We start from the raw sequence: 15,702 nt of genomic DNA, 5'->3' as shown, positions 1-15,702 counted from the left end.
CTGTAGCAGCGACGCCTACCCCTCCAGTCCCCACGCCCGGAGGAACGCTTCACGCCAGGTGCGGCTGAGCACGACGGAGCTCCCGTCCTTGAGGACGAGGATTCCATCCCCGTGGCTCCACGGCTCCAGGCGGGCCACCGCGTCCAGATTGACGATGTCGCCCCGGTGCACCCGGACGAAGCGTGAGGGGTCCAGCCGCTCCTCCAGGGCGCGGAGCGTCTGTCGCACCAGGTGCTCGCCCTGGCCCGTGTAGAGCCGCACGTACTTGTCCTCGGCCGACAGGCGCCAGACGTCCGCCAGCGGCAGGGGCACCCAGGCCTCGCCTACCTTCACCACCAGCCGCTCCAACGGACGGCCCGCGGGTGCCCGCCCCAGCTCCGCTAGCAGGGACTGGAGCCGCGCGGTGTCCGGCAGCCCGCTGCGGAGCACCGCATGGGCCTTGTCGAGCGCCCGGCCGAAGCGCTCCGCGTCGTAGGGCTTCAAGAGGTAGTCCACCGCCTGCGCCTCGAAAGCCGCCAACGCGAAGGCGTCGTACGCGGTGGAGAAGATGACTGCGGGGCAGTGCTCCGGGCCCAGGGCCTCAAGCACCTCGAAGCCGGTGAGACCGGGCATCTGCACGTCGAGCACCAGCAGGTCCGGATGCAGGGCACTCACCTGACTCAACGTCTGTGTCCCATCCGCCGCTTCGCCCGCCAGCGCGAAGCGCACGTCCTCCGCCAGCAGGCGCTTCACCTTCGCCCGCGCGGGCGCTTCGTCATCGGCCACGAGCACCTGGAAGCGCGTCATGCCGCGGCCTCCCGTGGCAGCCAGAGCGACACGCGCGCGCCGCCCTCGGGGCCGTGGCTCCGCTCCAGCCGCGCTCGGCCCGCGTGGAGCAGCGTCAGGATGCGCTCGAGGTGGGCCAACCCCACACCGGGGCCGGATGCGGGGGACGGCGTGCGGAAGCCGCGCCCGGTGTCCTCGACCTCCAGCCGCCACCCGGCGCCGTCCTCCCGGGCCCGGATGCGCACCTCCAGCGCCTCTGTCCGGTCCTGGTTGTGCTTCACCGCGTTCTCCACCAGCGCTTGCAGCGCGAAGCAGGGCACCTGGGCGCCATCCAGGCCGGGGGCCACGTCCCAGTGCACCGTCACCCGCTCGCCGAAGCGCGCGGCTAGAAGGGCCACGAAGCGCGCGGCCTGGGTTCGCTCCTCGCCCAGCGTCCACGTGGCCTCGCGCCGCTCCAGGCTGGCGCGCAGCAGTCCGCCCAGGTCGCTGAGCAGCCGGTCCGTGCGCGCGAGGTCCTCGTACATCACCGCGCTGACGGTGTTCAGGGCGTTGAAGAGGAAGTGCGGATGGAGCTGCCCGGTGAGGGACTGGAGCTGGGCCGCTCGTAACTCGGCCTCCAGCGAGGCCTCCCGCAGCGCCCGTGCCTGACGCTCCTTCCAGGTTTGGAGGAAGCTCCAGAGCGTGGCGGTGACCGTGTACGAGATGAGGTCCTTCTGCGCCTCCATGGGGATGCGGAAGGCGAGCGCGCCATAGTCGTAGGTGCCCCAGCCGAGCAGCGCGTACAGCAGCTGCCGCGTCCCCACCATCAGCGCGGTGTGCAGGCCGGTGAAGAGCACGAAGGCCACGGCATGGATGCCCAGGAAGCGCCCCCATCCCATGCGAGGGCTCGGTGCGTTGACCACCGCCGTGTAGAGGATGGGCATGACGGCCCAGATGCCGAGCGCCCCGGTGATTTCCCAGAGGAAGGGACGGGCGCCCGGGAGGGTGCCGCCGTCCCCGAGGATGGTGAGCCACAGCGTGAGCCCCATCCACAGGCCGATGAGCAGGCAGAAGCCCAACAGCGCCAGCGCCGGCTTCGCGCGGATGCGGGGCCACTTCCAGTCGAGGCCGGCCTGGGGCGGAGAGGGCGTCATGGGCGTCGTCAGGCAGTATGCACTGGGGCGGCGGCGTGGATGGGCGCGGCCCGTTTCGAGCGAGCCGGCATCCCGAAGCACGCTCGCAGCCAGGGCACCCGGGCCACTCCTTCACACAGGCCCCAGGTGAGACTGAACGTCAGCGTGAGCACCGCCAGGAAGAGGCCCCAGGGGCCCACGGGCCAGTCCACGACCGCGAAGCCGACGATGACGATGACCGTCTGGTGGAGGATGTAGAACGGGTAGGCCCGCTCGCGCGCGTACCGGAGCCAGGGGCGACGGACGTGGATGCAGGCCCGCGCCCACGCCAGGGCCGAGAGGATGAAGAGCCACTGCAGCGCCGTGCGGCCCAGCGTCTCCAGTGGGAAGGCGTACTCGTTCGGCGGCGCCATGACGGCGAAGAGCAGGCCGCAGGCGCCCAGCAGCGCCTTGCGCCGGGCCACCAGGTGCTCGATGACGCGAGGACACCGGCCCAGCAGGTGCCCGCCGAGGAAGAAGAGGCCGAAGTGGATGAAGGCTCGCGGGTCGTCGAGCAGCGCGTGCGTCTGGGGGAAGCGGCGCAGCAACACCTCGTTGAGCGCGAGTGGCAGGAACAGCCACGCCACGTTCCCGCCCCGGCTCAGCCACGCCTCGGCGCGCTGGAGCCAGGCCTGGCCGCTCGCCGTACGCAGCGCCGCGAAGAGGGGCAGCGCGAGCAGGCAGTAGACGAAGAGGTAGGCGACGAACCACAGGTGGTGCCAGCTGAAGCTGCCGGCGGGGTAGGGCTCGAAGCCGAACACGGATGGGTAGAAGTCCGCGTAGCTGCCCTGGAACGTCCCTCGTTGGAGCTGCTCCAGGTAGATTTGCGGCGGCACCACGACGAACATCCCGAAGACCAATGGGCCCAGGAGCCGCTTCGCGCGGTCCCCGGCGAAGGTGCCCAGCGAGCGCCGCCGCAGCGCGACCGCCGTGCCCAGGCCGGAGATGCACATCAGCAGCGGCATGCGGAGGTGATGCAGCACCTCCATGGGGGGCTCCAGCCACGGCAGGGCCTGGACGCTCTTCACGTGCCAGTCCCATGTGTTGAACATCATCCCGGTGTGGAACAGGTGCAGCAGGAGGATGGCCACCACGCGGAGCCAGTCCAGGTCCGGGCGGTGCTCATCGGTGAGGTGCGGGGTGGCGGTGGTGCTCATGCGCGAGCCTCCTTCCGCTCCGGGATACGCACCGCGCCCCGAGCGCTCCACGCATCTGTCGCCAGCCGGTTTCACGAGGGTGTGAGCCGGACGGGCAGGGTGGGGCGCAAAGGAAAAGGCCGCCCGGGTTGCCCCGGACGGCCCTCTCTCACTTCAGTGAAGCCCGCGGAGGATTACTCCGGCAGGACCTCGAGCTTGATCTTCGCGATGACGTCGCGGTGCAGGCGCAGCTCCACCTCGTAGTTGCCCAGGGCCTTGATGGGCTCGGGCAGGTGGATGTGGCGGCGGTCGATGCTCTGACCCTCGGCGGCAACCGCCTCCGCGATGTCCAGCGCCGTGACGGAGCCGAACAGCTTGTCCTGATCGCCCACGCGGCGCTTGATGCTGACCTTGATGGCGCCAATCTTCTTCGCCTGCTCCTCGGCCGCGCCCTTCAGCTTGGCGTTCCGAGCGGCGATGACCGCCTTCTCGTGCTCCAGCTGGCGGAGGTTCTGCTCGCTGGCCAGAACCGCCTTCTTGCGGGGCAGGAGGAAGTTGCGGCCGAAGCCGTCCTTCACGGTGACGAGTTCCCCGGACTTGCCCAGGTTCTCGATGTCCTCACGCAGAATGACCTTCATGTTCAGTCTCCTGTGCGGACCGGCGGACTAGCCGACCACCGCGTTGTAGGGGAGGAGCGCGATGCCACGGGCGCGCTTGATGGCCACCGCCACCTCGCGCTGGTGCTTGGCGCAGTTACCGGAGATGCGGCGGGGGATGATCTTGCCGCGCTCGGTCACGAAGTACTTCAGCGTCGCCTGGTCCTTGAAGTCCACCGACGCGTTCTTCTCCGCGCAGAAGCGGCAGACCTTCTTGCGGCCGAAGCCGCGGCCACCACCGCGCTTGTCGTCGTCGCCGCCCAGCCCGCCGCCGCGGTCGCCGCGATCACCACCGCGGTCACCCCGGTCACCCCGGTCTCCACCGCGCGAACCACCACCGCCGAAGCCACCACCGCTGCGGGCGGCGGGGGCAGAGGCCGTCTTGCTATCCGTTCCGTTGCTCATGAGCGTTCTCGTATCCTGGAATGGTCTCTAGCGAATTGACCCAGAAGGCCCTCAGGCCTCCTCGGACGACTCCTCCTCGGAGTCGCCGCCCTGCTCCTCGGAACCCTCGGAGCGGAAGCCACCCTCGCGCTCCGCGGGAGCGCCCGGACGGGTCTCCTCCACGTCGCCGGCCAGCTTCACGTCCTCGAGCACCGGACGCGTCTCGGGGTCCACCTCGTCCGCGATCTTCACGGAGATGTAGCGGGTGACCTCGTCCAGGTTGCGGAGGTTGCGCTCGATTTCCGCCACCAGCTTCGCGCCACCCAGGAAGTGGGTGTGCACGTAGATGGCGCGGGGCTGCTTCGCCACGGGGAACAGGGTCTTCTTCTTGCCCCACACCGTGAAGCGGATGACCTTGCCACCCTCGCGGGAAACGATGCCGCGGACGCGCTCCTTGAGCTTGTCCACGTTGTCGTCCGTCAGGTCCGGCTTGACCAGGAAGATGGTCTCGTACTCACGAAGCCGCGTCGCGGCCTGCGTCTCAGCCATTGTTTTCTCTCCCCTTGGGGTCGAGTGCCCTCCGGTGAATCCAGAGAGCGGGGAAACGGCCAGCGGACCTGAGAGGCCCACCGCCGGGGACGGGAAACCGCGCGCCCGTCACCCTCGCGCTACGTCCCGTGTACCAACACGGGAAGCTGGAAAAGAACATCCCACCGGGTCATCCCCGATGAGGGAAGGGGCCTTCTATGGGGGGCCCCCCGCCAAGTCAAGCGGCCGGGCGCCCCGTCCGCCAGCCCGTGGGGGGGCCTGGGGGCCCGCCTCAGGCCTTCCGGTTGAACCGGTTCATGGCCACTGACAGCCCTTCGCGGATCCACAGCTCCGTCATGTCCATGGCCCGGTCGATGAGCGCATCCATCTCCCGGCGCTCGCCGTCGTCGAAGTTGGACAGGACGTAGCCGGACACGCGCTCGCGGGCGTTGGGGCCCTCCGGCTTGCCGATGCCGAAGCGCAGGCGGATGAAGCCCTCGTCGCCCAGGCTGGAGACGATGCTCTTGAGGCCGTTGTGGCCGCCGCTGCCGCCGCCAGCCTTGAGCTGCAGGCGGCCCAGGGGCAGGTCCAGCTCGTCATGAATGACGAGCACGTCCGCGATCGGGACCTTGAAGAAGCGCGCCGCCTCCGCGACGGAGCGGCCCGACAGGTTCATGAACGTCTGGGGCTCCACGAAGAGGACGCGCTCGCCCGCCAGGGTGCCCTGGCCGACCTTGGCCGCGAACTTCTCCTGGTTCAGCTCCGCGCGCGCCCGCGACAGCAGCGCCTCCACCACCATGAACCCGATGTTGTGCCGGTGCCGCTCGTACTCGCGCCCCGGATTGCCCAGCCCGACGATGAGCTTCATGACGTGGCTCCCGAAACGAGAAACGGGGCCAGCCCCTTACCGGGCCGGCCCCGCTCCTGAAGGACCGCTGAAGGCGACAGACTACTTCTTCGCCGGGGCCTTCGCGTCCTTGGCCGGAGCCGCCTTCGCGTCCTTGGCCGGAGCCGCCGCCGCGGCAGCCGCCGCGCCCGGACCCGCCTCCACGGCCTCCGGCGCGCTGATGACGGCCAGGGTGTAGTTGACGTTCGTCTTCACCGACACGCCCTCGGGCAGCTTCAGATCGTTGATGTGGAGCACCTCGGCGATCTTCATCGGCGTCACGTCCACTTCGAGCTTCTCGGGGATGGCGCCCGGAAGCGACCAGACCTCGATCTCACGGCGGGCCTGGGTCAGCAGACCGCCGTCCGCCACACCCTGCGCGCGGCCGGAGAGCACCAGCGGCACGTTGACCTTCACCTTGTCGGTGGGGCGCACATCCAGGAAGTCGGCGTGCAGGATGGCGCGGGTGACGGGATCCATCTGGTAGTCCTTCAGGAGCACCTGGCGGTCACCGCCCTCCACCTTGATCTGGATCAGGGTGTTGAACTTGTGCGGGGTGTTGATGGCCTGGCGGACCGCCTTGGGGTTCACGGAGATGTGCACCGGCTTCTCCAGGTGCTTTCCGTAGACGACGGCGGGAATCAGACCCTCGGCGCGCAGGCGGCGGGCAACGCCCTTGCCGGAACCCTCACGCGGCTTGGCCTCGAGGGTGCTCGTATTGACGGACATGGAATCCTCACGGATGGGACTGCGGGTGCCACCGGCGGCCCTGGCGCCCTCGGCATCCCGCCCCAGTGGCGGGCCCCGAAGACGGCGCCTGTGAAGGCCTCCGATGGAGGGTCGTGCACATGCCAGCCGGAGGGCCTGGAGTCAAGCCGCCCGGCAGGCAAGCGCGCGCCGGCTCAGACGAACAGCGAGCTGAGCGAGTCGGCGCGGTGGATGCGGGCAATGGCCTCGCCGAAGAGGCGCTCGGTGGTGAGCAGGCGGATCTTCGAGCAGGCCTGCGCCGCCGGAGACAGCGGCACGGTGTCCGTGAAGACGACCTCTTCCAGCACCGAGTCCTGGATGCGCTGGATGGCCGGACCGGAGAGGATGGGGTGGACCGCGTACGCCACCACGCGCCGTGCGCCCTTGGCCTTCAGCGCCGCGGCCGCCTGGGCGAGCGTGCCGGCGGTGTCCACCATGTCGTCCACCAGCACCGCGTCCTTGCCGCTCACGTCGCCGATGAGGTTCATCACCTCCGACGCGTTGGGGCGGGGACGGCGCTTGTCGATGATGGCCAGGCCCGTGTTCAGCCGCTTGGAGTACGCGCGGGCGCGCTCCACGCCGCCGGCGTCCGGCGAGACGATGACCAGCTCCTGCGACTCCGGGAAGCGCTTGCGCAGGTCCTCCAGGAACACCGGCGAGCCGTAGAGGTGGTCCGAGGGGATGTTGAAGAAGCCCTGGATCTGCCCCGCGTGCATGTCCATGGACACCACGCGCCCGGCGCCCGCCGACTCCAGCAGGTCCGCGATGAGCTTCGCGGTGATGGGCGTACGCGGCGCCACCTTCCGGTCCTGACGGGCGTACCCGTAGTACGGAATGACGGCGGTGATGGAGCCAGCGCTCGCCCGCTTGAGCGCGTCACACATGATGAGCAACTCCATCAGGTGGTCGTTCGCGGGCGGGCAGGTCGACTGGAGGATGAAGACATCGTGGCCGCGGACGTTCTCGCCGATCTCGACGTGAATCTCCCCGTCAGAGAAGCGACCGACCTCCGCCTTGCCCAGAGGGCGCTTGAGGTACTCGCAGATGCGATGCGCCAGGCCGGGATTCGAGTTCCCGGCGAACACCTTGAAGTCACGCGGCTGCATGGTGGGGCCGCTGACTAACCTGGACGCGGACGGAAGGAAAGAAGTCGTTAGTCGAGGTCCGCTGGCGCTGCGACGAGCATCCCGGCTTGCGCCTGATGGAGGTGTCGCTCGTACTCCATCAGGATGACGCGTTCCATTTGACTCCGCGTATCCGCGTTGAGCGGGTGGGCAATGTCCTTGTACGTCCCATCCTTCCGCTTCTTGGCTGGCATCGCGATGAAGAGCCCGGTCGAGCCGTGAATGACCTTCAAATCGCGAATGACGAAGCAGTGGTCCAAGGTGATGGTGACGTACGCCTTGAGCTTGTCCTCTTCGACCGGAAACACCCGGACGTCGGTGATGTTCATGGTCCCCCCCCGAACCCGAAAGGTCGGAGCTGAAGGGAAGCCTGGGACATACCGGGTGCCAAATGCAAGCGCGGGCGCGAGAGAGATTTGCGCCACTGTTCAATGCACCCACAGTCGGCCGTTGCGAGTGGAGGCTAGGTCAGCATTTGCGGCCAGTGCATGACCAGGTGGGTCAGGAACGCGAGGTGGTAGACCACGATGACGGCATACACGGCGGCGCCCAGCCGGATGGCGATGCGGCTGGCCTTGAGGTGCCGGTGGATGCACAGCAGCCACAGTCCCGCGTTCACGATGACCAGCTTGGAGAACATGAAGAAGAGGGGGGACTGCTCATAGGCCTCCCGCATGATGGGGTTGAGCTCCTCGGCCACGCCCAACTGGAGGAAGAAGAGGGTGAACAGCCCGTCCAGCAGGTTCAGCATCAACAAGGCCACGGACGCCGGTGACAGGTAGAAAGAAGCCCTGTTGCCCCACGCCCCACCCCGCATCTGTCCGATCGTCGCCGCCACGCCCATCCCCCTTCGCCAGTCCGTAGCCAATGCTCTTCAAGAGCCTTGCCAACGCCCACGGGGCCCGGTGACGGGCAGGCGAGGAAGCGGGCGACATCCGGGGACGATTCGGCTATGGGACGGGCGTGGCGGGAAGTTGACTCCCCTGGGGTCGTGGCAGACTATCCGCGCCCTTTCCGCCCCCGGCCCGTGAGCGTTCCTTGCACCAATTCCCCAAAGATATCGGGTGGATAGAGGTCATCTGCGGTTCGATGTTCTCCGGCAAGACGGAGGAGCTGATCCGCCGCGTCCAACGCGCCGTCTACGGCAAGCAGAAGGTGCAGGTCTTCAAGCCGCGCATCGACAACCGCTACGACGAATCCGCGGTGGTGAGCCACTCGCAGCACAAGGTGCTGTCCACCGCCATCGAGCGGGCTGAAGAGATTTTTTACAGGCTCGCGCCCGACACCCAGGTGGTGGGCATCGACGAGGTGCAGTTCTTCGGTTCAGAAGTGGTCGCCGTGGTGGAGGCGCTGGCCAACAAGGGCCTGCGCGTCATCTGCGCGGGCCTGGACCAGGACTACCAGGGGCGCCCCTTCGAACCGATGCCCCAGTTGATGGCGGTGTCGGAGTACGTGACGAAGGAGCTGGCCATCTGCGTGGTGTGTGGGAATCCGGCCAACCGCTCCCAGCGCATCGTGTCCAGTGGTGAGCGGGTGGTGGTGGGCGCGGCGGGCGCGTACGAGCCGCGCTGCCGCAAGTGTCACGTGGCGGAACCGGCGGAGGGCACGCCGCCGCAGACGTTGGAACTGTTCGACTGAGCGGGAGCTGAACGGATGCGCGACACCCTGTACTCCAACGTTCCCTTCAAGCTGAACGAGATGCCCCACCACTATGGGCCTCACGTCCACCTGGTGGGAAATCCCTTTCTCCTGACCCAGCTGGCCACGCTGTGTTCGAAGGGCGTCATCCAGCCGCAGATCAACCGCCTGGTGGAGACGCTGTACGTCGACCTGGTGAAGACGGTGCTCAACGCGGAGTTCCCGCGGAAGAACGTCAGCCTGCCCACGCGGATGATCGACTCCACCCCGCAGGGCCTCTACCAGGGCGAGGTCATCGATCCGCAGGTGCGGGTGGTGACGGTGAACATCGCCCGGGCGGGCACGCTGCCGTCGCAGGTGACGTACGACCTGATGAACGCCACGCTGGACCCGACGGTGGTGCGCCAGGACCACATCATCATGAGCCGCATGATTGACGCCGCGGAGGCGGTGGTGGGCTCGGAGATTGGCGGCGCGAAGATTGGCGGCGACGTGGACGACGCCTTCGTCCTCTTCCCAGACCCCATGGGGGCCACGGGCGGCAGCCTGTCCACGGCGATTTCGCTCTACAAAAACAAGGTGCCCGGGACGCCCCGGCGCATCATCACCCTGAACCTCATCGTCACGCCGGAGTACCTGCGGAAGATGACCACGGACCATCCGGACGTCATCATCTACGCGCTCCGGTTGGACCGGGGCCTGTCCCCGCCGGAGGTGTTCGGCACCGAGCCGGGCGCGCTCTGGGAGAAGGAGCGGGGCCTGGATGACCGGCAGTACATCGTCCCCGGAGGCGGCGGCTTCGGGGAGATCATGAACAACGCGTACGTGTAGCGGAGGAATCCTTGGCGTTCTACGAGCAGGAAGTCGGTGTCCTGATTTCCGAGGACAAGTTGCAGGCGCGCGTGCGCGAGCTCGCGGCGGAGATTACGCGCGACTACGCGGGCAAGGACCTGACGCTCATCTGCGTGTTGAAGGGCTCGGCGTTCTTCGCCATCGACCTGGCGAAGTACATCGACCTGCCGGTGAAGTTGGAGTTCCTGGGCGTCTCCAGCTACCAGGGCGGCACGGAGTCCACGGGCGAGGTGCGCATCACCACCGACGTCAGCAAGCCGATGGCTGGCAAGCACCTGCTCATCATCGAGGACATCATCGACACCGGGCTCACCATGCAGTTCCTGCTGGAGAACCTGCGCGCTCGGCACCCCGCGTCGCTGAAGGTGTGCACGCTGCTGGAGAAGCCCTCGCGCGCCCGGACGAAGGTGGACATCGACTACAAGGGCTTCGTCATCGATGACCTCTTCGTCGTGGGCTACGGGCTCGACTTCGGCGAGGTGTACCGGAACATCCCCTTCATCGGGGTGATGAAGAACAAGTAGTGCCTTGCTGGTGCGGGCGCCGCCCACTGCGCGCGGCGCCGCACCCAGGTCACGACGTCTGGCTAGAGCGGGCAGACCGTTCCGCTGGGCGTCGGGCAGCGGCGCTCCACGCCGTCGCACTGGATGGAGCAGCTCGTCCACTCCATGCAGACCTGCGTCTGCGTCGGGCACCGGAGGATGGTGCTGCTTCCCGGGCAGTGGAGCGTGAAGTCGGCGCACGGACCGGGCGGCGGAGGCTGCTGGCAGTAGGTGTACTGGCCATCACAGACGACGTAGTTGCTCGCGGACGAGCAGGAGTTGCCCGTACAGCTGATGGACGGGCCTCCCGTGGCTGAACAGCTGTTGGTGCAGGTGTGGAGCTCCGCGGTGCTCTGGCCCAGCTCCTCGGCGGCCACGCCGGGCGCCGGCGCGTCCACGGGGCCGCATGCGGCCATCAGCAGCATCGTCGTCACGGCGAGCAGCAGGCTTCCAGTCTTCATGGTGGGGTCCTCTTCGTGGTGTCGATTGCGGGGGGACAGCGACGTCACATGAGCGGGCAGAGGTCGGCGAAGTCGCAGCGCACCTCGAGGCCGTCACATTCGAGCGAGCACGTCGTGTACATCCCGCACGTCTGCGTGCCCGAGGGGCACCGGATGAAGGTTCCGTTGGGGCACATGTACTTGAGCGTGCCGCAGTTGTTCAGCGCGGCCTCGTCCTGGCCCAGGTCCACTTCGGTTTCCGGCGCATCTACCGGTCCACAGCCAACCGCGGACAGCAGCGTCGACACCGCGAACAGCAGCGTTGCAGCCTTCATGACAAGTCCTTTCAGGTGGGGACGGCCTATCCAGGCTGTCTGCCCTAAACCTGAAAGTCAAAGAGGGTCTGGCTTTGCGCATCAAGGGAGGCGGAGGGCCTTGGGCCGCGCACAGGGGCCGCTCAGCGGGCATGACGCGGTGCTTCGCGTTGTCGTCTCCCGGTCCATGCACAGCGTGCCTGGAAGAATTCGCTGAAGCGCGGCGTCTGGCCGCGCGAATCGAGGCTGACCATGGATGCATCCAGGGACAGGGCCGCGCTGGCTCGGGCGGGCAACCCCCGCAACAACGACGCCGTCCGGAAGTACGTTGCGGAGTTCATCGGGACGTTCGTCCTGGTGTTGGGAGGCGTCGGGGCGGCCGTGCTGGCGGGCGACCACATCGGCTTCCAAGGTGTCGCGCTCGCCTTTGGCCTGTCGTTGCTGGCCATGGTGTACGTGATTGGCCCCATCTCCGGCTGCCATGTGAATCCAGCGGTGACGCTGGGCCTCCTGCTGACGGGGAAGATGGAGGGCAAGGACGCGGTCGGCTACGTGGTGGCGCAGTGCGTGGGGGCCATCCTCGGCGCGGGCGTGGTGCTGCTGATTGCCAAGGGCATGCCCGGAGGGTACTCGGCGGTGACCGAGGGACTCGCGACCAATGGGTACGGCGCCGCTTCACCTGACGGCTTCAACATGGGAGCGGCCTTCCTCACGGAGGTGGCGCTCACCTTCCTGCTCGTGCTCACGGTGCTGGGCGCGACGGATGCGCGCGCCCCGGTGGGCTTCGCGGGGCTGGCCATTGGCCTGGTGCTGGCGCTCATCCACCTGGTGGGGATTCCGGTGACGAACACGTCGGTGAATCCGGCGCGCAGCCTGGGGCCGGCGGTGTTCGCGGGGAGCGTGCCCATGGGGCAACTGTGGCTGTTCATCGTGGCGCCGCTCCTGGGAGGCGCCACCGCGGCGGCGGTGTATCGCACGGTGTTCCGTCCTGCCGTGCCCATCAGCGCGGAGGAGGCCGAGCGGGCCCTGCGGCGCGAGCGTGAGGCGCGAATCGCGGACGAGCGGGCCGGCACGCGCGCGCCTGTCTGATGCTGCGGGTCGCTTTGCTCGGCGGGCTCCGGCGGGTACGGTGACTGGCAATTGGGGCCAGTCGTGCCCCCACTGGAGCCGCCATGTTCTTCGACCCGACGCGCCTCACGGCCTACTTCCTGGCGGTGCTCGCGCTCATCCTGACGCCCGGGCCGGACACGATGTTCGTGCTGGCCCGGAGCATGGGGCAGGGGCGCAAGGCGGGCATCGTCTCCGCGCTGGGCATCTTCGTTGGGTGCCTGTTCCACATCGCCGCGGCGGCGTTCGGGCTGTCGACGTTGCTGGCGACGTCGGCGCTGGCCTTCTCCGTGGTGAAGTGGGGTGGGGCGGCCTACCTCGTGTGGATGGGCGTGCAGATGCTGCGCAGCAAGGACACCGCGGCCGAGGCGGTTCAGGCGCTGCCACCCGCTGGCCTGTGGCGCATCTTCCGCGACGGCGTCGTCACCAACGTGCTGAACCCGAAGGTGGCCGTGTTCTTCCTGGCCTTCCTGCCGCAGTTCGTGGACGCGTCCGCGGGCTCGACGGGGCTCCAGTTCCTGGGGCTCGGGTTGATGTTCTCCGTCACGGGCACGTCGTGGCTGGTGCTGCTGGCTGCGTTCGCGGGTGCCTTTGGGGGCTGGATGCGGCGCAATCCGCGCGTGGCCGCGTGGCAGAAGCGCGTCACCGGTGGCGTGTTCGTCGCACTGGGCGCCCGGCTGGCGTTGCAGCGCCAGGAGTAGGCCTCAGACGAGCGCCTTGATGACCACGTAGAGCACGTAGAGGACCCACGGCACGGCGGCCAGGAGTCCGAGGATTCCGAGCAGGCCGGCCCAGACGGGGTAGCCCTTTCGCCACGGCAGGAGCAGGAAGGTGCCTCCGGCGAGCGCGGGCAGGGGCAGCAGGTTGAGGGCGGCCAGCTTCGCGCTCATCAGGCCCCAGGCGCGCAGCAGGTCGCCGTCCCGGAGGAGCGCGAGGAAGCGCTCCACGCGGCCGGGGAGCAGGGAGGGCTCGAATGGAACGGCGAAGCCGCTCGCGAACTGGCGCAGGGCCTCCGTGGGCCCCAGGCAGGCCATGGCGATGGCGACCTGCACGGCCCAGGGCAGGAGGATGACGGCGGCGTGGAGGGGCGGGGAGAGCTGGAGGAGGCGGCTCTTGGCGGGGGCGCCCTCGACGGGCTCGTCGAAGCTCACCGCGCTGCCGAGCGCCAGGGGGCGGAAGGCCCACAGGATGCTCCCCAGGCGGGCGGAGAGCAGGGTGGGGCCGTAGCCGAGGACGACGGACACGGGCCGTGCCCCCAGGGTGCTGGCCACGGCGGTCTGCGCCAGCGCCCAGAGGGCGTTGACGGCGAAGAAGAGCATCCAGAGCCAGAGGAGTTGGGACAGGCGGTCCATGCGGTGCGTCCCTGTCTACCATGACCCGGGGTGGTATCCGTGAAGGGGCGGGGCGCCAATCATCCTGGAGCGTGGCGCCGCGTCTCTGGTAGGCATCCGGGTTGAGGAGCTCATGGCTTACGGCATCGCGAATCACCTCTGGATTCATGGGAGCCCGGACCGGTCCAGGGTCCGTCAGTGGATGGACGCCGCACTGGGGACGTCGTTCGGGGAGCAGCCCCAGAGCGACATCGTCGTCGCGGACGTCTTCCAGTTCGGGCCGTCGCTGACGCTCATCAACACCAGCGGGTGATGGTGGCAAGGTACAGCTGTCGGACTCTGCATCCAGGTGAAGGGATGCATTGATTGCACATACTCGCTCCATGCCTTGAAGCGATGCCTCCAACGCCGGAGGTACTTGATTGCTGTTGAGGGAACTGCTGGGCTGCAACAGTAGGCCGCCGTTGTGTGCCGCAGGTGTACTTGCGGCATCATCGTAGCCAGCTGGGGGGAATCATGGACGTTTCGGCAACCAAAGCGGATGGGCAGCCGGTGGGGCAGACATTGCTCAGGCCCATTGGGCGAACGGACTTGGGTTGGCTTCTCGACACGGAGGCGGGAAGGCACTTTGGGGTAGATGTGCTTATCGACAAGGGCGGCCTGCGGCTGCCTGTCCTGCTCAATCTGAAGCACGCACGTGGTCCCACGTCCATGCGTGATGCATTGTTGGATGCGACTGCGGCTGATTCGCCTGTCGGACCCGTGGAGTTCCAGGCGGATGGCCCTCAGCAGCCTGTAGCGCAGCGGGCGGACGGTGCTGAGCGGTATCGATGTGAAGGTCCTCTCCTCATTCGCCACCCGGTGCAAGGACAGTTCGGGGCAGGTCAACTGACGTGATGCCCACGCTGAGGATAGACGTCATCGAGGAGCACTTTTCCGAGGCGGCTTTCCTGTACTCGCAATGGGAGCGAGCACTGCGGGGAACGAACTACAATCTGGAAGAGACAGCGCAGTTGGAGGAGCGGCTGCTTGCACATCTGGACGGACTGGTGCTCGGGGGGGAGCCCGTAGCCGAGGCTCTGCTCAGTCCTGCCCTGGACGGTGGGGAACCTGGGGAGGTGTTTTGCTCAGTGTTCGCCTCCATCGCCGAATCCCCACCAGCTGCGCTGGAAGTGGCACTCGCGCTGGCGCCGGTCGCGCCTCCAGAGGTACTGGCTTCGCTGCGGCGCGCGCTGGAACTCAGCGGGCGCACCGGGTTGGATGCGTCGCTGGTTCCGTTGCTGAAGGCACCCGAGGCATCCGTCCAGGCACTGGCATTGGAGGTGCTTTCGTTCCGCGGAGCCGTACCACGCGGAGTTGCTCTGGAACTGCTCGACCAGGCGGATGGCCGGGTGGTGGCGGCGGCAATGCGAGGCCTTGGCACGCTGGAAAGAGATATCGGGCACCGGGAGTTGCGGCGATTGTTGGACGACAATCGACCGCAGGTGCGACTGGCGGCCATCGAGACAGGCCTGCTGTCTGGAATACGCGCGGCATGGGACGCATGCCGGCAGGAGGCGCAAGGCTGCGGCGAAGGCGCATCTCCGGCCCGAGTGCTCCAGGCGATATGCGGGGATGACGAGGACGTCGAGCGCCTGGTGGCGCTCATGGTTAATGACGTCGTCCGCGCGGACATCGTGTGGGCACTGGGCTTCACAGGGCGGGTTGCCGCCGTGGAGGCTTGTCTGGAGTTGATGGGGCATGTGCCATCGGTGGCACGACTGGCTGGCGAGGCCTTTAGAGCACCTAACGAAAGTAAGGGCTGGAGTAGTCGCTTGCCCTGGAGTGGTCGCCTGTCCTGCGCATGCCCACCTTTCGGAAATGGTCCGAGAGCTCGTCCCCGACGCATTTTGGCAGCGTGTGGCCCCGCTGCTGCCAGCACCGAAGCCAAAGAAGAAGTCCGGACGTCCTCGTGCAGATGACCGCGCGGCCCTGGAGGCCATCGTCTTCGTGCTTCGCAGCGGAATCCCTTGGGAGATGCTGCCTCGCAAGCAATTCGGCCTCTCCGGGATGACTGCCTGGCGCCGGCTGGAGGAGTGGACGCGAGCGGGCGTGTGGGAGG

At 67.8% G+C, this 15,702-nt stretch carries 22 protein-coding genes; 8 read left to right on the top strand and 14 right to left on the bottom strand.

From position 1 onward, the window contains the following. Positions 1 to 15: 15 nt before the first annotated feature. The 11 genes from BLU09_RS22440 to BLU09_RS22390 form a co-directional block, all read right to left on the bottom strand. The gene (locus BLU09_RS22440) at positions 16 to 786 is read right to left on the bottom strand and encodes a LytR/AlgR family response regulator transcription factor (protein WP_090491555.1); all 771 of its coding nucleotides are present in this window, start codon (positions 784 to 786) and stop codon (positions 16 to 18) included. Further along, complete coding sequence (locus BLU09_RS22435) at positions 783 to 1,898, bottom strand: sensor histidine kinase (protein WP_090491554.1); 1,116 nt, start codon at positions 1,896 to 1,898, stop codon at positions 783 to 785. Before BLU09_RS22435 ends, BLU09_RS22440 begins: the two co-directional genes overlap by 4 nt. An 8-nt stretch (positions 1,899 to 1,906) precedes the next feature. Then, positions 1,907 to 3,073 carry an acyltransferase family protein gene (locus BLU09_RS22430; protein ID WP_090491553.1) on the bottom strand — a complete coding sequence of 389 codons (1,167 nt, stop codon included), beginning with the start codon at positions 3,071 to 3,073 and terminating at the stop codon, positions 1,907 to 1,909. A gap of 173 nt (positions 3,074 to 3,246) precedes the next feature. Continuing rightward, a complete protein-coding gene (gene rplI / locus BLU09_RS22425) occupies positions 3,247 to 3,690 on the bottom strand; it encodes a 50S ribosomal protein L9 (protein ID WP_011555054.1) in 444 nt (147 codons plus the stop codon). A 27-nt stretch (positions 3,691 to 3,717) separates the two neighbouring features. Next, positions 3,718 to 4,113 carry a 30S ribosomal protein S18 gene (gene rpsR / locus BLU09_RS22420; RefSeq protein ID WP_090491552.1) on the bottom strand — a complete coding sequence of 132 codons (396 nt, stop codon included), beginning with the start codon at positions 4,111 to 4,113 and terminating at the stop codon, positions 3,718 to 3,720. 51 nt (positions 4,114 to 4,164) lie between these two features. Beyond that, entirely contained in the window at positions 4,165 to 4,641 is a 477-nt protein-coding gene (gene rpsF, locus BLU09_RS22415; protein WP_090491551.1) for a 30S ribosomal protein S6, read from the bottom strand. Between the two features lie 271 nt (positions 4,642 to 4,912). Beyond that, positions 4,913 to 5,488, bottom strand: a complete 576-nt coding sequence (pth, locus tag BLU09_RS22410; protein ID WP_090491550.1) for an aminoacyl-tRNA hydrolase — start codon at positions 5,486 to 5,488, stop codon at positions 4,913 to 4,915. Positions 5,489 to 5,569: 81 nt separating this feature from the next. Further along, positions 5,570 to 6,235 carry a 50S ribosomal protein L25/general stress protein Ctc gene (locus BLU09_RS22405; RefSeq protein ID WP_090491549.1) on the bottom strand — a complete coding sequence of 222 codons (666 nt, stop codon included), beginning with the start codon at positions 6,233 to 6,235 and terminating at the stop codon, positions 5,570 to 5,572. A gap of 173 nt (positions 6,236 to 6,408) precedes the next feature. After that, positions 6,409 to 7,359: a ribose-phosphate pyrophosphokinase gene (locus BLU09_RS22400; protein ID WP_011555049.1), complete on the bottom strand. Its 951-nt coding sequence runs from the start codon at positions 7,357 to 7,359 to the stop codon at positions 6,409 to 6,411. 47 nt (positions 7,360 to 7,406) lie between these two features. Continuing rightward, the gene (gene spoVG, locus BLU09_RS22395; RefSeq protein WP_002634160.1) at positions 7,407 to 7,706 is read right to left on the bottom strand and encodes a septation regulator SpoVG; all 300 of its coding nucleotides are present in this window, start codon (positions 7,704 to 7,706) and stop codon (positions 7,407 to 7,409) included. 134 nt (positions 7,707 to 7,840) lie between these two features. Then, a complete protein-coding gene (locus tag BLU09_RS22390; RefSeq protein ID WP_171452260.1) occupies positions 7,841 to 8,221 on the bottom strand; it encodes a DUF5658 family protein in 381 nt (126 codons plus the stop codon). A gap of 194 nt (positions 8,222 to 8,415) precedes the next feature. Here BLU09_RS22390 and BLU09_RS22385 point away from each other — a divergent pair, with 194 nt between their 5' ends. The 3 genes from BLU09_RS22385 to hpt are packed head-to-tail and all read left to right on the top strand — an operon-like array spanning position 8,416 to position 10,391. Continuing rightward, the gene (locus BLU09_RS22385; RefSeq protein WP_011555047.1) at positions 8,416 to 9,015 is read left to right on the top strand and encodes a thymidine kinase; all 600 of its coding nucleotides are present in this window, start codon (positions 8,416 to 8,418) and stop codon (positions 9,013 to 9,015) included. Between the two features lie 15 nt (positions 9,016 to 9,030). Then, on the top strand, positions 9,031 to 9,846 hold the full coding sequence (locus tag BLU09_RS22380) for a uracil phosphoribosyltransferase (RefSeq protein ID WP_011555046.1): 816 nt from the start codon (positions 9,031 to 9,033) through the stop codon (positions 9,844 to 9,846). 11 nt (positions 9,847 to 9,857) lie between these two features. Then, positions 9,858 to 10,391: a hypoxanthine phosphoribosyltransferase gene (gene hpt / locus BLU09_RS22375; protein ID WP_011555045.1), complete on the top strand. Its 534-nt coding sequence runs from the start codon at positions 9,858 to 9,860 to the stop codon at positions 10,389 to 10,391. Between the two features lie 62 nt (positions 10,392 to 10,453). Here hpt and BLU09_RS22370 read toward each other — a convergent pair whose 3' ends face one another. Together BLU09_RS22370 and BLU09_RS22365 are read right to left on the bottom strand one after the other, a co-directional pair. Further along, the gene (locus BLU09_RS22370; protein WP_143043168.1) at positions 10,454 to 10,870 is read right to left on the bottom strand and encodes a hypothetical protein; all 417 of its coding nucleotides are present in this window, start codon (positions 10,868 to 10,870) and stop codon (positions 10,454 to 10,456) included. 44 nt (positions 10,871 to 10,914) lie between these two features. After that, entirely contained in the window at positions 10,915 to 11,184 is a 270-nt protein-coding gene (locus tag BLU09_RS22365; protein ID WP_090491547.1) for a hypothetical protein, read from the bottom strand. Between the two features lie 231 nt (positions 11,185 to 11,415). On the opposite strand from BLU09_RS22365, the gene aqpZ reads away from it, so the two are divergent. Both aqpZ and BLU09_RS22355 read left to right on the top strand, forming a co-directional pair. Continuing rightward, positions 11,416 to 12,252, top strand: a complete 837-nt coding sequence (aqpZ, locus tag BLU09_RS22360; protein WP_090491546.1) for an aquaporin Z — start codon at positions 11,416 to 11,418, stop codon at positions 12,250 to 12,252. Between the two features lie 83 nt (positions 12,253 to 12,335). Continuing rightward, positions 12,336 to 12,971 (top strand): LysE family translocator, encoded by a 636-nt coding sequence (locus tag BLU09_RS22355; protein ID WP_090491545.1) that lies wholly within the window; start codon positions 12,336 to 12,338, stop codon positions 12,969 to 12,971. Between the two features lie 3 nt (positions 12,972 to 12,974). Here BLU09_RS22355 and BLU09_RS22350 read toward each other — a convergent pair whose 3' ends face one another. After that, the gene (locus BLU09_RS22350; RefSeq protein WP_090491544.1) at positions 12,975 to 13,622 is read right to left on the bottom strand and encodes a hypothetical protein; all 648 of its coding nucleotides are present in this window, start codon (positions 13,620 to 13,622) and stop codon (positions 12,975 to 12,977) included. 112 nt (positions 13,623 to 13,734) lie between these two features. On the opposite strand from BLU09_RS22350, the gene BLU09_RS22345 reads away from it, so the two are divergent. The 3 genes from BLU09_RS22345 to BLU09_RS38840 form a co-directional block, all read left to right on the top strand. Continuing rightward, entirely contained in the window at positions 13,735 to 13,914 is a 180-nt protein-coding gene (locus BLU09_RS22345; RefSeq protein ID WP_090491543.1) for a hypothetical protein, read from the top strand. A 583-nt stretch (positions 13,915 to 14,497) separates the two neighbouring features. Next, a complete protein-coding gene (locus BLU09_RS22340) occupies positions 14,498 to 15,562 on the top strand; it encodes a TIGR02270 family protein (protein ID WP_244171987.1) in 1,065 nt (354 codons plus the stop codon). Next, positions 15,462 to 15,702 (top strand): transposase (locus BLU09_RS38840; protein ID WP_244171947.1); only part of this gene is annotated, 241 nt, incomplete at its 3' end. The genes BLU09_RS22340 and BLU09_RS38840, both read left to right, overlap by 101 nt.

Source organism: Myxococcus virescens, assembly GCF_900101905.1.
In the GTDB taxonomy this organism is placed as follows: Bacteria; Myxococcota; Myxococcia; order Myxococcales; family Myxococcaceae; genus Myxococcus; species Myxococcus virescens.
The sequence above is the reverse complement of the archived record's forward strand: the minus strand, read 5'-3'. Positions and strand labels throughout refer to the sequence as shown.

What these genes read in the sequence shown, in the direction of transcription:
- BLU09_RS22440 (WP_090491555.1), bottom strand. Translation starts at nt 786, where the DNA reads ATGACGCGCTTCCAGGTGCTCGTGGCCGATGACGAAGCGCCCGCGCGG.
- BLU09_RS22435 (WP_090491554.1), bottom strand. Translation starts at nt 1,898, where the DNA reads ATGACGCCCTCTCCGCCCCAGGCCGGCCTCGACTGGAAGTGGCCCCGC.
- BLU09_RS22430 (WP_090491553.1), bottom strand. Translation starts at nt 3,073, where the DNA reads ATGAGCACCACCGCCACCCCGCACCTCACCGATGAGCACCGCCCGGAC.
- rplI (WP_011555054.1), bottom strand. Translation starts at nt 3,690, where the DNA reads ATGAAGGTCATTCTGCGTGAGGACATCGAGAACCTGGGCAAGTCCGGG.
- rpsR (WP_090491552.1), bottom strand. Translation starts at nt 4,113, where the DNA reads ATGAGCAACGGAACGGATAGCAAGACGGCCTCTGCCCCCGCCGCCCGC.
- rpsF (WP_090491551.1), bottom strand. Translation starts at nt 4,641, where the DNA reads ATGGCTGAGACGCAGGCCGCGACGCGGCTTCGTGAGTACGAGACCATC.
- pth (WP_090491550.1), bottom strand. Translation starts at nt 5,488, where the DNA reads ATGAAGCTCATCGTCGGGCTGGGCAATCCGGGGCGCGAGTACGAGCGG.
- BLU09_RS22405 (WP_090491549.1), bottom strand. Translation starts at nt 6,235, where the DNA reads ATGTCCGTCAATACGAGCACCCTCGAGGCCAAGCCGCGTGAGGGTTCC.
- BLU09_RS22400 (WP_011555049.1), bottom strand. Translation starts at nt 7,359, where the DNA reads ATGCAGCCGCGTGACTTCAAGGTGTTCGCCGGGAACTCGAATCCCGGC.
- spoVG (WP_002634160.1), bottom strand. Translation starts at nt 7,706, where the DNA reads ATGAACATCACCGACGTCCGGGTGTTTCCGGTCGAAGAGGACAAGCTC.
- BLU09_RS22390 (WP_171452260.1), bottom strand. Translation starts at nt 8,221, where the DNA reads ATGGGCGTGGCGGCGACGATCGGACAGATGCGGGGTGGGGCGTGGGGC.
- BLU09_RS22380 (WP_011555046.1), top strand. Translation starts at nt 9,031, where the DNA reads ATGCGCGACACCCTGTACTCCAACGTTCCCTTCAAGCTGAACGAGATG.
- BLU09_RS22370 (WP_143043168.1), bottom strand. Translation starts at nt 10,870, where the DNA reads ATGAAGACTGGAAGCCTGCTGCTCGCCGTGACGACGATGCTGCTGATG.
- BLU09_RS22365 (WP_090491547.1), bottom strand. Translation starts at nt 11,184, where the DNA reads ATGAAGGCTGCAACGCTGCTGTTCGCGGTGTCGACGCTGCTGTCCGCG.
- aqpZ (WP_090491546.1), top strand. Translation starts at nt 11,416, where the DNA reads ATGGATGCATCCAGGGACAGGGCCGCGCTGGCTCGGGCGGGCAACCCC.
- BLU09_RS22355 (WP_090491545.1), top strand. Translation starts at nt 12,336, where the DNA reads ATGTTCTTCGACCCGACGCGCCTCACGGCCTACTTCCTGGCGGTGCTC.
- BLU09_RS22350 (WP_090491544.1), bottom strand. Translation starts at nt 13,622, where the DNA reads ATGGACCGCCTGTCCCAACTCCTCTGGCTCTGGATGCTCTTCTTCGCC.
- BLU09_RS22345 (WP_090491543.1), top strand. Translation starts at nt 13,735, where the DNA reads ATGGCTTACGGCATCGCGAATCACCTCTGGATTCATGGGAGCCCGGAC.
- BLU09_RS22340 (WP_244171987.1), top strand. Translation starts at nt 14,498, where the DNA reads ATGCCCACGCTGAGGATAGACGTCATCGAGGAGCACTTTTCCGAGGCG.